13 protein-coding genes are annotated in these 14,076 nt (G+C 63.6%); 6 read left to right on the top strand and 7 right to left on the bottom strand.

Annotation, left to right across the window (positions count from 1 at the left end; translation table 11 throughout):
* The first annotated feature begins 2 nt into the window (after window positions 1-2).
* Together EI171_RS28835 and EI171_RS28830 are read left to right on the top strand one after the other, a co-directional pair.
* Window positions 3-356 carry a diacylglycerol kinase gene (locus EI171_RS28835; RefSeq protein ID WP_161535344.1) on the top strand — a complete coding sequence of 118 codons (354 nt, stop codon included), beginning with the start codon at window positions 3-5 and terminating at the stop codon, window positions 354-356.
* A 105-nt stretch (window positions 357-461) separates the two neighbouring features.
* Window positions 462-2,219, top strand: a complete 1,758-nt coding sequence (locus tag EI171_RS28830) for an NAD+ synthase (protein WP_161535343.1) — start codon at window positions 462-464, stop codon at window positions 2,217-2,219.
* A gap of 98 nt (window positions 2,220-2,317) precedes the next feature.
* Here EI171_RS28830 and EI171_RS28825 read toward each other — a convergent pair whose 3' ends face one another.
* The 5 genes from EI171_RS28825 to EI171_RS28805 all read right to left on the bottom strand — a co-directional run bounded on the left by EI171_RS28825 (window position 2,318) and on the right by EI171_RS28805 (window position 6,839).
* A complete protein-coding gene (locus EI171_RS28825) occupies window positions 2,318-2,710 on the bottom strand; it encodes a cytochrome C oxidase subunit IV family protein (protein ID WP_060911542.1) in 393 nt (130 codons plus the stop codon).
* A 9-nt stretch (window positions 2,711-2,719) separates the two neighbouring features.
* Entirely contained in the window at window positions 2,720-3,442 is a 723-nt protein-coding gene (locus EI171_RS28820) for a heme-copper oxidase subunit III family protein (RefSeq protein WP_161535342.1), read from the bottom strand.
* Window positions 3,443-3,457: 15 nt separating this feature from the next.
* Window positions 3,458-4,165, bottom strand: coding sequence for a cytochrome c oxidase subunit 3 (locus EI171_RS28815; RefSeq protein ID WP_011086564.1), 708 nt, complete (start codon window positions 4,163-4,165; stop codon window positions 3,458-3,460).
* The gene (locus EI171_RS28810; RefSeq protein WP_011086565.1) at window positions 4,162-5,937 is read right to left on the bottom strand and encodes a cbb3-type cytochrome c oxidase subunit I; all 1,776 of its coding nucleotides are present in this window, start codon (window positions 5,935-5,937) and stop codon (window positions 4,162-4,164) included. The genes EI171_RS28815 and EI171_RS28810 overlap by 4 nt, the downstream gene beginning before the upstream one ends.
* A 68-nt stretch (window positions 5,938-6,005) precedes the next feature.
* Complete coding sequence (locus tag EI171_RS28805; RefSeq protein ID WP_011086566.1) at window positions 6,006-6,839, bottom strand: cytochrome c oxidase subunit II; 834 nt, start codon at window positions 6,837-6,839, stop codon at window positions 6,006-6,008.
* Between the two features lie 554 nt (window positions 6,840-7,393).
* Here EI171_RS28805 and EI171_RS28800 point away from each other — a divergent pair.
* Window positions 7,394-8,302: a DUF2189 domain-containing protein gene (locus EI171_RS28800; protein WP_161535341.1), complete on the top strand. Its 909-nt coding sequence runs from the start codon at window positions 7,394-7,396 to the stop codon at window positions 8,300-8,302.
* A gap of 42 nt (window positions 8,303-8,344) precedes the next feature.
* On the opposite strand, the gene EI171_RS28795 is transcribed toward EI171_RS28800, so the two are convergent.
* Together EI171_RS28795 and EI171_RS28790 are read right to left on the bottom strand one after the other, a co-directional pair.
* Window positions 8,345-9,544 (bottom strand): DUF2865 domain-containing protein, encoded by a 1,200-nt coding sequence (locus EI171_RS28795; RefSeq protein WP_161535340.1) that lies wholly within the window; start codon window positions 9,542-9,544, stop codon window positions 8,345-8,347.
* Between the two features lie 143 nt (window positions 9,545-9,687).
* On the bottom strand, window positions 9,688-9,993 hold the full coding sequence (locus tag EI171_RS28790) for a hypothetical protein (RefSeq protein WP_028170860.1): 306 nt from the start codon (window positions 9,991-9,993) through the stop codon (window positions 9,688-9,690).
* Window positions 9,994-10,283: 290 nt separating this feature from the next.
* Here EI171_RS28790 and cysS point away from each other — a divergent pair, with 290 nt between their 5' ends.
* The 3 genes from cysS (at window position 10,284) to cimA (ending at window position 14,064) form a co-directional block, all read left to right on the top strand.
* Window positions 10,284-11,666, top strand: a complete 1,383-nt coding sequence (gene cysS, locus EI171_RS28785) for a cysteine--tRNA ligase (protein WP_011086571.1) — start codon at window positions 10,284-10,286, stop codon at window positions 11,664-11,666.
* Between the two features lie 115 nt (window positions 11,667-11,781).
* A complete protein-coding gene (locus tag EI171_RS28780; RefSeq protein WP_028170862.1) occupies window positions 11,782-12,273 on the top strand; it encodes a GNAT family N-acetyltransferase in 492 nt (163 codons plus the stop codon).
* A 177-nt stretch (window positions 12,274-12,450) separates the two neighbouring features.
* Window positions 12,451-14,064, top strand: a complete 1,614-nt coding sequence (cimA, locus tag EI171_RS28775) for a citramalate synthase (protein WP_161535339.1) — start codon at window positions 12,451-12,453, stop codon at window positions 14,062-14,064.
* Window positions 14,065-14,076: the final 12 nt, after the last annotated feature.

The raw sequence follows: 14,076 nt of genomic DNA, 5'->3' as shown, positions 1-14,076 counted from the left end.
CCTTGCTGCGGATCTGGAAGGCCACGATCAATTCGCGCAACGGTCTGGCCTTTGCACTTCGATCGGAGCAGGCGGTTCGCGAGGAGATCTTTGCGCTCCTGCTGTCGCTGCCGCTGGCCTGGTTCATCGGCGCGACCGCGATGCGCGCGGTCGAGCTGGTCTGTGCTGTGGCGTTCGTGCTGGTGGTCGAGCTGCTCAACACCGCGGTGGAAAAGCTCGCCGATCGCCTGACCCTGGATCACGACAAGCAGATCGGGCAGGTCAAGGACATGGGCTCGGCGGCCGTCGGCATCGCGCTGCTGATGGCCGGCGCGTTCTGGATCTTTGCCGTCGTCGAGCGGTTGGGTTTCGTCTAAAGCGCTCATCGCGCTTGAGGTTGTTGTTTGAGCATGATCTTTTCGGAAAACCGCTCCACACTTTTCCGGATCATGCTCTAGCCATTGGATCGGACGGGGGCGGCCATGACCGAACGTCTCAACGCATTTGCGGTCACGCTCGCTCAGCTCAATCCGACCGTGGGCGACGTCGAGGGCAATGCCGCCAGGGCGCGGGCCGCGCGCGTGCGGGCGGCCGCCGATGGCGCCGATCTCGTGCTGTTTCCGGAATTGTTCATCGCCGGCTATCCGCCGGAGGACCTGGTGCAGAAGCCGGCCTTCCAGGCCGCCTGCCGGGCCGCGATCGAAAGCCTCGCGCGCGAGACAGCCGATGACGGGCCGGCGATGCTCGTCGGCACGCCCTGGGTCGAGGACGGCAAGCTCTACAATGCCTGCGCGCTGCTCGACGGTGGCCGCATCGCTGGCTTGCGCTTCAAATGCAATCTGCCGAATTACGGCGTGTTCGACGAGAAGCGGCTGTTCGCGCGCGGGCCTGCCGCGGGGCCGGTCACGGTACGCGGCGTGCGCATCGGCGTGCCGATCTGCGAGGACATCTGGCTGGATGAGTCCGAGGACTACGAGAACGTGGTCGAGACGCTGGCCGAGACCGGCGCGGAGATCATTCTGGTGCCGAACGGCTCGCCATACGCCCGCGACAAGAACGACGTGCGCCTGTCGGTCGCGGTCGCGCGCGTCACCGAGAGCGGCTTGCCGCTGGTCTATCTCAACCAGGTCTGCGGCCAGGACGAGCTGGTGTTCGACGGCGCCTCGTTCGCGCTCAACGGCGATCTCTCGCTCGCGGCGCAATTGCCGGCGTTCGCGGAAAGCATCACCACGCTGCGCTTCACGCGTAACGGCGAGGATTGGCGCTGCGCCGGGCCGATCGCCGCGCAACCGGAAGGCGACCACGCCGACTACGCGGCCTGCGTGCTGGGCCTGCGCGACTACGTCGCCAAGAACGGCTTTCCCGGCGTGCTGCTCGGCATTTCCGGCGGCATCGATTCCGCGCTCTGCGCAGCGATCGCAGTCGACGCGCTCGGCGCCGACCAGGTGCATGGGGTGATGCTGCCCTATCGCTACACTGCGGCAAGCTCGATCGCGGACGCCGGCGAGCTCGCGGGCCATCTCGGCATCCGCTACGAGGTCCTGCCGATCGCGGAAGCCGTGACCGGCTTCGAGACTATCCTGTCCGGCATCTTCAAGAATCTGCCGCCTGATATCACCGAGGAAAATCTTCAGGCCCGCACTCGCGGCACCCTCTTGATGGCGATCTCCAACAAGACCGGGCTGATGGTGGTGACGACAGGCAACAAGTCGGAAATGTCGGTCGGCTACGCCACGCTCTATGGCGACATGAACGGCGGCTTCAACCCGATCAAGGACATCTACAAGACGCAGGTGTTTCGGTTGGCGGCGCTGCGCAACAGCTGGAAGCCGGACAGCGCGCTCGGGCCGGCCGGCGAGGTGATCCCGCCCGATATCATCACGCGTCCGCCGACGGCGGAGCTGCGCGAGAACCAGACCGATCAGGATTCATTGCCGCCTTACGACGTGCTCGATGCCGTCCTCGAACGCCTCGTCGAACGCGAGGAGCCGCTGGACCAGATCATCGCAGCAGGCTTCGACCGCGAGACGGTCACCCGCATCGACCATCTCCTCAACGTCGCCGAATACAAACGCCGCCAGGCCGCGCCCGGCGTGAAGGTGACACCCAGGAATTTCGGCCGCGACCGCCGCTATCCCATCACCAACCGCTTTCGCGACAAGGGCGAGCCGCTGGCCGCCCCGGACGACACGCTGATCTCGCGCGACAACGGCAGATCTGCGGACGCGTTCGAGGGGTAGCACCGGAGAGAGACGGGCGGTCTTGCCACACGTCTATCTGTCATCATCCGCCTGCGCGGGGCATGACAGTGGAGCGAGGTGCGAAATTCACATGAGCGCTACGACGGTGTTGCGAAGAACAGCACCCGAAGCAAGTGCGTGTATTCGGACTCGAGCACCATGATCGCCACGAATACCAGCACCAGGACCGGCGGCAGCAGGATGGCATAGGCCAAGGCCAGCCGCTCCCAGGCCATGTGCATGAAGACGGCGACGATGAGGCCGGCCTTCAACACCATGAACAGCAGGATCAGCGACCATCTGAGACTGCCGTGCAGCCCAAAATAATCGACGAGGTAGGAGCAGGTGCTGAGAACGAACAGCCATGCCCAGACCACGAGATAGAGCTTGATCGGGTGCTGCTGGCCCTTGGCGTGAGCCGTCCCTGGTGCGGCTGCGGCGTGCACATGAGCCTGGATCTGTCCTTCCATGTGTACCGTGGCGTTTGTCATGTGCCGACCTCACCAAAGGTAGAAAAAGGCAAAGATGAACACCCATACGAGGTCGACGAAGTGCCAGTACAGGCCGGTGATCTCGACGATCTCGTAATAGCCTTTGCGGCTCGTGAAGAAGCCGCGCCTCTCGACATCGAAGTCGCCCCGCCAGACCTTGCGCGCGATCGCGATCAGGAAGATGACGCCGATCGTCACATGGGTGCCGTGGAAACCGGTGATCATGAAGAAGCTTGAACCGAACTGCGCCGCGCCCCACGGATTGCCCCAGGGACGGACGCCCTCCATGATCAGTTTGGTCCATTCGAAGGCCTGCATGCTGACGAACGTCGCACCGAATGCCGCCGTGGCCAGCATCAGGATCGCGGTCCTGACGCGATCCCTGCGGTAGCCGAAATTGACGGCCATCGCCATCGTCCCGCTGCTGCTGATCAGGATGAAGGTCATGATGGCGATCAGGATGAGGGGGATGTGCTTGCCCCCGATATTGAGGGCAAAGACTTCGCTGGGATTGGGCCACGGCACGGTCGTCGACATCCGTGCGGTCATGTAGGACAGCAGGAAGCAACTGAAGATGAAGGTGTCGCTGAGGAGGAAGATCCACATCATGGCCTTGCCCCAGGACACGTTCTTGAAGGCGCGCTGATCCGACGCCCAGTCGGCGGCGATACCCTGCCAGCCTTCAAGCCGGGCAGGCACTTGTCCGGTGTCTCTCAGCGCGGTCTCGGCCATCTCGTCTCGTCCTTCCTAGCTCAGCAATTGGCGACAGATGTCGACGAAATCGTCCGTCCAGCCCGTGAGGAGACCGAGCAGGACCAGCCAGACCAGCAGCAGGAAATGCCAGTAGATGGTGCACAGCTCCACACTCAGGCGCATCTCGGCCGTCCCGGTGTCGTGCCGCCATACCCCCGCTGTGGTTCGGCCGAGCGCAACCAGGCCGCCGGTCAGATGCAGCCCGTGCACCGCGGTGATCACGTAGAAGAAGGCATTGGCCGGATTGGACGCCATGAAATAGCCGGCGTCGCTCAGTTGATGCCATGCCAGCAGCTGCCCCGCGAGAAACGCGATCGCCGACGCTCCGCCCGCGAGCAGGCCGACGACGACGCCGTCGATGTCGTTGCGGCGCGCGGCCATGAGGGCCCATTGCAGCGCGACGCTGCTCAGGACCAGCACGCCCGTGTTGAACCACAGCACCTTTGGCACCGGCATTGTCCGCCAGTCCACCATGTTCATGCGCATGGAGTAGGCGCTGATGAACAGCGTGAACAACGAACCGGCAACAGCGAGAAACACGCCAAGTCCGACCTTCGCTGCCGGCCAGGTCATGGCGTCGGTGCCGGGGAAATCATCGATCGGACCTGCCTCCAGCCACGGTTTCGCAGTCAGCCGTTGCTGCGAGAGCCACCATCCGACGATGACGGCGATCACGGCCAGGAACAGGATAACGGCGCTCACGGAGCAACTCCCTGAACGGCCCCCGTCGGGGGCGGCTGGTTCTGCGGAATGAAGTCCTGCGCCGCGCCCGGCACGCTGTAATCATAGGCCCAGCGATAGACGATCGGGAGCTGCTTGCCCCAGTTGCCGTGCCCTGGCGGCGTCTCCGGCGTTTGCCACTCCAGCGTCGTCGCTCGCCACGGATTGCCGCCCGAAGGCTCGCCCTCGAACAGGCTCCAGACAAGATTGAACAGGAACACCATCTGGGCGAAACCCACCGTCAGCGCCACCACGGTGATAAAGGCGTTCAGCGAGTGGGCCGACGGCGGGATGAACGCCGCGTCGCCGAGTTCGAAGTATCGGCGCGGAACGCCGAGCAGCCCGAGATAATGCATGGGAAAGAAGATCAGGTAGGCGCCGAGGAACGTAACCCAGAAGTGGAACTTGCCCAGCACGTCGTTCAGCATTCGCCCCGTGACCTTCGGGTACCAGTGGTAGATCGCCCCGAGCACGACCATGATTGGCGCGACGCCCATCACCATGTGGAAATGCGCGACGACGAACATGGTATCCGACAGGGGCACGTCCACGACGACGTTGCCGAGGAACAGTCCGGTAAGCCCGCCATTCACAAAAGTGATGATGAAGCCGAGGGCGAACAGCATCGGCACCGTGAGATGGATGTCGCCATGCCACAGGGTCAGCACCCAGTTGTAGACCTTGATGGCGGTCGGGATGGCGATGATCAACGTCGTCGTGGCGAAGAAGAACCCGAAATACGGGTACATGCCGCTTACATACATGTGGTGCGCCCACACGACGAAGCTGAGCGCTCCAATCGCCACGATGGCCCAGACCATCATGCGATAACCGAAGATGTTCTTTCGCGCATGCGTGCTGATCAGGTCGGAGACGATGCCGAAGGCGGGCAGGGCGACGATGTAGACTTCGGGGTGACCGAAGAACCAGAACAGGTGCTGGAACAGGAGCGGGCTGCCGCCGCCATATTTGCTCAGCTGGCCCATCTCGACGAGGGTCGGCATGAAGAAGCTGGTCCCCAGCAGACGATCGAGCAGCAACATCACCGAGCCAACGAACAACGCGGGGAATGCCAGCAGCGCCATGACGGTGGCCGTGAAGATGCCCCACACCGTCAGCGGCAGGCGCATCAGCGTCATGCCGCGGGTGCGCGCCTGCAGCACGGTCACCACATAATTCAGCCCACCCATGGTGAAGCCGATGATGAACAGAATCAGGGAGGACAGCATGAGGACGATGCCCCAATCCTGTCCGGGTGTGCCCGACAGAATCGCCTGTGGCGGATACAGCGTCCAGCCGGCGCCGGTGGGGCCGCCGGGCACGAAGAAGGCCGAGGCCAGCACCAGGACTGCGAGCAGGTAGACCCAGTAGCTCAGCATGTTCACATAGGGAAAGACCATGTCCCGTGCGCCAACCATCAGCGGGATCAGGTAATTGCCGAAGCCTCCGAGAAACAACGCCGTGAGCAGGTAGATCACCATGATCATGCCGTGCATGGTGATGAACTGGAGGTACTGGTTGGCATCGATAAAGGAGAATGTGCCGGGAAATCCCAGTTGCAGTCGCATCAGCCACGACAGGACCAGGGCCACCAGTCCGATGGCGGAGGCTGTCAGCGAGTACTGTATGGCGATCACCTTGGCGTCTTGCGAAAAGACATACCGCGTCCACCAGCTCCTGGGATGGTAGAGCTCGACATCGGGCACTTCGGCAGGCGGAATGTCTGCAATCCTGTCATAGGGGACATCGACCATAGAGCACCTCCTCGGTCGTTTCCTTCGGGGGCGATCAGCTCGTCTTCACGCGCCCGACCTGCATTCTCCTAGTCGTCGCCGGAATTGTACTTCGCCCTCACAACGGCATTTCGACCTGACAATCCGGCAAACGTCTTCTGCTGCTCCAGCCAGGCGTGATAGTCGCTCTCTGCCTCGACGATGACCTTGGCGCGCATCTGGTAGTGAGCAGCGCCACACAGCTCCGCGCAGAGAACATCAAAGGTTCCGGTTCGGATCGGCCTTATCCAGAAATAAGTGACCATGCCCGGCACCATATCCATCTTGGCCCGGAACTCAGGCACATAGAAATCGTGCAGGACGTCAACGGACCGGAGCAAAACCTTGACCGGCTTCCCGATCGGAAGATGCAGGTCGCCATTTTCGATCACGACGTCGTCCTGGCCGTGCGGATCGTCGCGATTGAGACCCATCGGGTTCTCAGGACTGATGTTGCGGACATCGGACGTGCCCAACCGGCCATCCTTCCCCGGCAAGCGGAAGCTCCACTGCCATTGCTGGCCCATGATCTCGACCTCGGTGGCATCTGCCGGAACGGTCACGAACTGGTGCCAGACGACCAGGCCGGGTGCGAGCATGGCAGCGACGCCGACGCCGGTCCCGACACTGAGCCACCATTCAAGCTTCTTGTTTTCGGGATTGTACGCGGCCTGTCTTCCCTCCTTATGGTGAAAGCGAAAGACGCAATAGGCCATGAACAGGATGACCGCGGTAAAGACGAACCCGGTGATCCAGAACGTGATGTTGATCGTGTCGTCGATATAGCCCCAGTTGGTGGCGATCGGCGTCCACCACCACGGGCTGAAGAGGTGAAACAGCACCGAACCGATCGCGATCAGAAGCAGTATCAGTGCGACAGCCATCCTGAACCATCCTTGCCAACAAAGGCTGCGGATACGAATCCAGGGCGGAGCTCGCGTCTGTCGCGATGGCTGACTTTCTCTATGCTGGTTCTATGCTGACATATGCGCCATCGCCGCGCCTCTTGCCTCGCCCCTTCAACCGGTCGCGATATCAAGAGAAGTTCGCGACCGCCAATCTCACCGGAGCTGGGGGCGTCTACATTTCTAAAATGATCCCCCGCGAACCCGGCGTCAATAGCATGTCAACGAGCTTAGGCGGCGTGGGCGATCCATGTTGCCGTGCAAGCTCGCCATCGTCAGTCGCATTCTCGATGTGATGCATCGCACAAAATATGCGACGCACAATTTCACCCAGCCGGGAGCGCTGGTCATTCCACATCGCACGCGCTAAGCTTGGAGCGCAGGTCGCGACGGGTTTCGTCCGGCTAAGCTCCTTCCTCGTTGAGCCTGGAACTGCCGTACTCGGCTCGATCGCGTCTCCCGCACTTAAGGGCGGACACGCGTGGCCGGAAAGCGCGCCGTTCTCCGCCGCGACTTCAGAGGAGGGTGTGTCCATGGCCACTCTTTATTCCGACAAGATCGTCAAGCGGCACCTGTTCGGTGAGGCGGTCTCTTATCCCATTCGCAAGATCGGCTTGCTCGACTTGAAAGAGGTGCTGCGCCTGGGCTGGGAAGATTTCCAGGCGATGCCGAGTCACGCGATCGTCGTCTGCGTGATCTATCCGGTTCTCGGTCTCGTCCTGTTCAGGATGGTCCTCGGCTATTCGGTCCTGCCGCTGCTGTTTCCGCTGGCCGCCGGGTTTGCCCTGATCGGTCCCTTTGCCGCGATCGGCCTCTACGAACTCAGCCGCCGCCGTGAGCGCGGCGAGGAGGTCGATGCATGGGATGCGGTCAAGGTGCTGCGCGCACCGTCCTTCGGCGCCATGCTCGAGCTCGGCGTGCTCTTGCTTGTCCTGTTCGGGGTCTGGATCGGCGTCGCGAACGCGATCTATGTCACCATCTTCGGTCACGCGGCGGCTGCAAGCATTCCGGACTTTGCAACCCGCGTGCTGACCACGCCGGAAGGATGGTCGCTCATCATCGTCGGTTGCGGTGTCGGCTTCCTGTTTGCTGTCGCGGCGCTATGCGTCAGCGTCGTATCGTTTCCGTTGATGCTCGATCGGCATGCGACGGCGATCGATGCGATCCGTACATCGCTGCAGGCGGTGGCCGCCAATCCGGTCGCGATGGCGGGGTGGGGGCTGATCGTCGCGGCGCTGCTCGTGGTCGGCTCGCTGCCGTTCTTCGTCGGTCTCGCTGTCGTCCTCCCGGTGCTCGGTCATGCGACCTGGCACCTTTATCGGAGAGTGGTCGAGCCGAATCCGAATCCGCCGGACGAACCGCCGCCCCCGCCGAAGGGGAAGCGCTATGCCGCGGATTTCCCGGCCAATCTCTTCCTGTGGAGCCGCGAGGGCGAGCAGTAGCTGCGAGACCCGGTGGGCGGATGACCGTGCGGCAGGGCTGAGCTACTTCTGCTGCTGCGGCAGGAAGGTCGGTCCGACTGAACGGATCGGCTTGTTCTCCGAACTCGTCGGAGCCGTGCCGGTATCCGCTGGCGGCGTCGCGGCCGGTGCGGTGGCCGTCGTCGGCGCCGGAGCAGCTGTGCCCTTCTTGGCCGTCGTTGCAGGCGCGCCCTTGTTGAGCCGCTGCTGCTGCATCTTCTTGGCGCTCTCCTCGGTGACGATGATGTCGCCCTGCTGCTCGGCTGCGGCCTTGTCGTCGGCCGACTTCAACGCATCCGCCCAGGTCTGGCCCGCCGCCTTGCAGGAGCAGGACGGGTTGAACTCGCTGCGGAATTTGAATGCGGTCGGCAACGCCGTGTAGGGCTGGCCGCTGATCGAGACCGCGGAGTTCATGTCTTCGCCGGGATTGCGATGGGTGTAGAGCACGGCTTCCGCGGCCGGGCACAGCGCCTTGCAGGTCTTCTCGTCGTCCGGGAAGCGCGCCGGCACGGTCGCAAACGAGACCGGGAAATAGGCGCCGTCGCAGGTGCGCACGCATACGGTGCGGTAGGTGCCCGATTGCGGGCCGAGATCGGAGGGCGGCACGCTCTGCGGATTGTTGGGGTTGTTGTTGCCGCCGAACAGATTGCTCAGGAAGTTGCCGCCGCCTTGCGCCTGCGCGGCGTTGGCATATTGCGGGCCGCAATTGTTCTGGGCGAGGGCCACCAGCACCGAGCGGCGCTGGCTGTCGCGTTCCGGGCTGAAGCCGCCGGGGCCGCCGCCGCGCAGGCGTTCGAGATTGCCGGTGATCTGGTCCAGATTGGCGCGCATCTGCTGGATCTGGGTGTTGACCGGGCCGCACTGCGCCGACTGGCCGTTGAACAGTGAGAAGAAGCCGGAGGAATCGCAGCCCATGCGCTTGGCCTGCATGGTGACGCGGTCGAGCTCGGCCTGCTGCTTGGCTTGGGAATCCTGATAGCGGCGGATCTGGTCTTCACGCGCGGGGTCACCGCCGCCGCCACGATCGAGCGCGGCGAGCTGGCCTTCCAGCCGCGCGCACATCGGATTGGGGCCTAGCCCGTTCTGGCCGGGCTGAGGCGGCGGTCCGGGCGGGCCGGCCTGCGCGAAAGCGGCGTTGGCGAGCACGACGGTGCTCAGGAGCACGGTGCAGGCAAGGATTGAGCGGGCACGGGAGAGAGTCAAAAATTCAGGCATATCCGCCATTCTAGCGAGGTCACGGCCCAGTGTGACTTTCCAACGTGGCTTGGGGGGCCGAAGCGCGCCCTCCCATAGCCGCTTCCTGCGGCATCGTCACGTCGTTTCAGGGGCCAAAGATTGGGCCTAAGGTCCGCCAGTGCCGAGCGAATTCAGCGCTGGCAGGTGATTGCGACATATTCGTCGCAATGGCCATGGGAGCAGTTTGCGCCGGTTTTGGGGACAGAGCCGGTAATTTCGTCGGGATCGACCCGGCGATAGCTTGAGGCCTGGGCAAAATCCCGTGACTGGCAATAGGTGCGCGCGACCTGCGCGCCGCATCTGTCGCCCTTGGCCAGGCACTGGTCGATGCCGTAGCCGTCCGCCTGGTTGGCGATGATGAAGACGCGGGTCTCGGCGAATGCGCCGGACGCTGCGATGATGGCGGCACAGGAGACGAGTGCAAACAGGGATCGCATGGGTGGCACCGGGGGCTGGGGGAACCGCCAGCTTCCGAATAAACTCAAAAGGTTAATGATGATGAACCATCATGGCGGGGCGGCCGCGCTTTGCGGAGATAAAACGGCATTTTCGCGGCTCTCTTGACGCGGGGGCGCCTGATAGCCCATATGTGGCCGCATGTACGGTCTCCTCGCCATTTGCGCCATTTGCCGCGAGATTACGAGCTAGCGATTCGCTGGCTGGAGCCGTCTTTTCTCAAAAACATTGAGAGCCTTGGACGCCCGGCCAACAGCCGACGGGTATCCATATGGAATTGCGCCTCTACGATACGCTGACCAAGGAAAAGCGCACCTTCGTGCCGCTCGATGCGAACAACGTCCGCATGTATGTCTGCGGACCGACGGTCTATGACTTCGCCCATATCGGCAATGCCCGGCCCGTGATCGTGTTCGACGTGCTGTTTCGGCTGCTGCGCCATCTCTATGGCGAGGCGCACGTCAAATACGTCCGCAACATCACCGACGTCGACGACAAGATCAACGACCGCGCCGCGCGTGATTTTCCAGGGCTGCCGCTGAACGAGGCGATCCGAGAGGTCACCGAGCAGACGGGCAAGCAGTTCCACGCCGACGTCGACGCGCTCGGCGCGCTCAGGCCGAGCGTCGAGCCGCGCGCGACCGAGCATATCGGCGAGATGCGCGAGATCATCGAGAGGCTTGTCGCCGGCGGCTTTGCCTATGTCGCCGAGGACCACGTGCTGTTCTCGCCGCAGGCGATGAACGCGGCCAATTCCACCCTGCCGCGCTACGGCGCGCTGTCCAATCGCTCGCTGGACGAGATGGTCGCCGGCGCCCGCGTCGATGTTGCGCCCTACAAGAAGGGCAGCACCGACTTCGTGCTGTGGAAGCCGTCCAAGCCCGGCGAGCCGTCGTGGCCGTCGCCGGCCGGCATCGCCGCGCAGGGGCGCCCGGGCTGGCACATCGAGTGCTCGGCCATGGCCTGGAAGCATCTCGGCGAGTACTTTGACATCCACGGCGGCGGCATCGATCTCGTGTTTCCGCATCACGAGAACGAGGTCGCCCAGACCTGCTGCGCCTTCCACCGAGAGCGCATGGCAAACTACTGGATGCACAACGGCTTCCTGCAGGTCGAGAGCGAGAAGATGTCGAAGAGCCTCGGCAACTTCATCACCATCCATGAGCTGCTGGCGGATTGGCCGGGCGAGGTGCTGCGCCTGAACATGCTCAAGACGCATTATCGTTCGCCGATCGACTGGACCATGAAGTCGCTGGAGGAGAGCGCCAAGACGCTCGACGACTGGTATCGCGTCGCGGCCGACGTCGATCCCGGCCGTCCCGCCGCGTCCGTGGTCGAGCCGCTGCTCGACGACCTCAACACCTCCCTGGCGATCGCGGCGCTGCATGGCCTGCGCAACAGCGACGTGAGCGCATTGGCAGGATCGCTGCGGCTGCTCGGCTTTCTCTCCGAGAGCGCCGCGCAGTGGGAAGATCGCAAGCAGAAGGCGAGCGGGGTCGATGCCGGAGAGGTCGAGCGCCTGATCTCGGAACGGACCGCAGCCCGTGGACGGAAAGACTTCAAAGAGTCCGACCGCATCCGCGATCAGCTCGCCGCGATGGGCGTTGCGATCAAGGACTCCAAGGAAGGGACGACCTGGGAGTTTTCGCGATGAAGCGGCCCGACACGCCTTTTCCGCGGCACTGGCTCTATTACATCGCGCTGAAGGTCCTGCTCCTCGCCGCCGCGGTGGCGCTGGCGCTCAAGCTCTATGGGATGTGGTGAAGACGATGGGACAGACTTTGCCAAGGCCGGGCTTGCGGCCCTTCCTGCCTGATGACGTTCCGGTGCTTGCGGCGATCTTCGTCGCGAGCATCGAGGAGCTGACCGGCGAAGACTATACCGAGGCGCAGCAGCAGGCCTGGATGGAGGCGGCGGAAAGCGAAGAGTTCGGCAAGCGGCTCGCCGCCGATCTGACGCTGATCGCGACGCTGGAGGGCTCGCCCGTCGGCTTCGCCTCGCTGCAAGGGGCCGATCACATCCGCATGCTCTATGTGCATCCGGCAGTCAGCGGGCAGGGCATCGCGACCATGCTGGTCGATGCGCTGGAGAAGCTTGCCGGCGGCCGCGGCGCGAAAAGCCTCTCGGTCGATGCCAGCGACAACGCGCAGGGCTTTTTCGCCAAGCGCGGCTACGTCGCCATGCAGCGCAACAGCATCACCGTGAACGACGAGTGGCTGGCCAACACCACCATGAAGAAGACGCTCGGAGCACCGCAATGAGCAAGGAGCGTGGTCACCAAGCGCGATCCTCTCTCCGCTCCCTCCCCCTTTGTGGGGGAGGGTTGGGGGGGGGGGAGCCCCACACTCCGACCACCCGTGTGGCACCCCCCTCCCGACGATGCTGTGCATCGTCGACCTCCCCCACAGGGGGGGAGGTAACAAGAACGGACGCTCGCGATGAGCTCGGCACAAGCAAAGAAAGAGCGCCTCTATCTGTTCGACACCACGCTGCGCGACGGGGCGCAGACCAACGGTGTCGATTTCACGCTGACGGACAAGCAAATCATCGCCGCGATGCTGGACGAGCTCGGCATCGACTATGTCGAGGGCGGCTATCCCGGCGCCAATCCGACCGACACCGAGTTCTTCGGCAGCAAGCCGAAGTTCAATCACGCGCGCTTCACCGCCTTCGGCATGACGCGCCGGGCAGGGCGCTCGGTCTCGAACGATCCAGGCGTCGCCGGTCTGCTCGAAGCCAAGGCCGACACGATCTGCTTCGTGGCAAAGTCTTCCGCCTATCAGGTGCGCGTCGCGCTGGAGACGACCAAGGAGGAAAACCTCGCTTCGATCCGCGACAGCGTCGCGGCCGCCAAGGCCGCCGGCCGCGAGGTGATGCTCGACTGCGAGCATTTCTTCGACGGCTACAAGGAGGATTCCAGCTTCGCGCTCGCCTGCGCCAAAGCCGCCTATGAGGCCGGCGCGCGCTGGGTGGTGCTGTGCGACACCAATGGCGGCACCATGCCGAACGAGGTCGAGGCCATCGTCACCGAGGTGACCAGGCACATCCCCGGCGCTCACGTCGGCATTCACGCTCATAACGACACCGAGCAGGCGGTGGCGAATTCGCTCGCCGCCGTGCGCGCCGGTGCGCGGCAGATCCAGGGCACGCTGAACGGTCTCGGCGAGCGCTGCGGCAACGCCAATCTCTGCTCGCTGATCCCGACCCTGAAGCTGAAGCAGGAGTTTGCCGACGCCCTCGAGATCGGTGTGACGCCGGAGAAGCTCGCTACCCTCGTCAAGGTGTCGCGCACGCTTGACGACATGCTCAACCGCGTGCCGAACCGGCATGCGGCCTATGTCGGCGAGAGCGCCTTCGTCACCAAGACCGGCATCCATGCCTCCGCCGTGCTGAAGGATCCGCAGACCTACGAGCATGTCTTGCCGGAACTGGTCGGCAATCACCGCAAGGTGCTGGTCTCAGACCAGGCCGGCCGCTCCAATGTGATCGCCGAGCTCGACCGCGCCGGCATCGCCTACGAGAAGAGCGATCCGAAGCTGACGCGCCTGGTCGAGGAGCTGAAGGAGCGCGAGGCGGCCGGCTACGCCTATGAATCCGCCAACGCATCGTTCGATCTGCTGGCGCGCCGCACGCTCGGCAAGGTGCCGCATTATTTCGAGGTCGAGCAGTTCGACGTCAATGTCGAGCAGCGCTACAACGCGCTCGGCGAGCGCGTCACGGTGGCGCTTGCGGTGGTCAAGGTCGACGTTGCCGGCGAGCATCTGATCTCGGCGGCCGAAGGCAACGGTCCCGTCAACGCGCTCGACGTCGCCTTGCGCAAGGACCTCGGCAAGTACCAGAAATATATCGAGGGCCTGAAGCTGATCGACTACCGCGTCCGTATCCTCAATGGCGGCACCGGCGCGGTCACGCGCGTGCTGATCGAGAGCGAGGACGAGAACGGCGACAGCTGGACCACGGTCGGCGTGTCCCCGAACATCATCGACGCCTCGTTCCAGGCGCTGATGGATTCGGTGATCTACAAGCTCGTGAAATCGGGCGCGCCGGCGTAGTTTTGATGCTGT

The sequence above is a fragment of the Bradyrhizobium sp. LCT2 genome (assembly GCF_009931255.1).
In the GTDB taxonomy this organism is placed as follows: Bacteria; Pseudomonadota; Alphaproteobacteria; order Rhizobiales; family Xanthobacteraceae; genus Bradyrhizobium; species Bradyrhizobium diazoefficiens.
The sequence above is the reverse complement of the archived record's forward strand: the minus strand, read 5'-3'. Positions and strand labels throughout refer to the sequence as shown.

What these genes read in the sequence shown, in the direction of transcription:
- EI171_RS28805 (WP_011086566.1), bottom strand. Translation starts at nt 6,839, where the DNA reads ATGGCTGTCGCACTGATACTGCTTCTGATCGCGATCGGTTCGGTGCTG.
- EI171_RS28795 (WP_161535340.1), bottom strand. Translation starts at nt 9,544, where the DNA reads ATGGCGGATATGCCTGAATTTTTGACTCTCTCCCGTGCCCGCTCAATC.
- cimA (WP_161535339.1), top strand. Translation starts at nt 12,451, where the DNA reads ATGAGCTCGGCACAAGCAAAGAAAGAGCGCCTCTATCTGTTCGACACC.
- EI171_RS28780 (WP_028170862.1), top strand. Translation starts at nt 11,782, where the DNA reads ATGGGACAGACTTTGCCAAGGCCGGGCTTGCGGCCCTTCCTGCCTGAT.
- EI171_RS28800 (WP_161535341.1), top strand. Translation starts at nt 7,394, where the DNA reads ATGGCCACTCTTTATTCCGACAAGATCGTCAAGCGGCACCTGTTCGGT.
- cysS (WP_011086571.1), top strand. Translation starts at nt 10,284, where the DNA reads ATGGAATTGCGCCTCTACGATACGCTGACCAAGGAAAAGCGCACCTTC.
- EI171_RS28825 (WP_060911542.1), bottom strand. Translation starts at nt 2,710, where the DNA reads ATGACAAACGCCACGGTACACATGGAAGGACAGATCCAGGCTCATGTG.
- EI171_RS28820 (WP_161535342.1), bottom strand. Translation starts at nt 3,442, where the DNA reads ATGGCCGAGACCGCGCTGAGAGACACCGGACAAGTGCCTGCCCGGCTT.
- EI171_RS28830 (WP_161535343.1), top strand. Translation starts at nt 462, where the DNA reads ATGACCGAACGTCTCAACGCATTTGCGGTCACGCTCGCTCAGCTCAAT.
- EI171_RS28790 (WP_028170860.1), bottom strand. Translation starts at nt 9,993, where the DNA reads ATGCGATCCCTGTTTGCACTCGTCTCCTGTGCCGCCATCATCGCAGCG.
- EI171_RS28810 (WP_011086565.1), bottom strand. Translation starts at nt 5,937, where the DNA reads ATGGTCGATGTCCCCTATGACAGGATTGCAGACATTCCGCCTGCCGAA.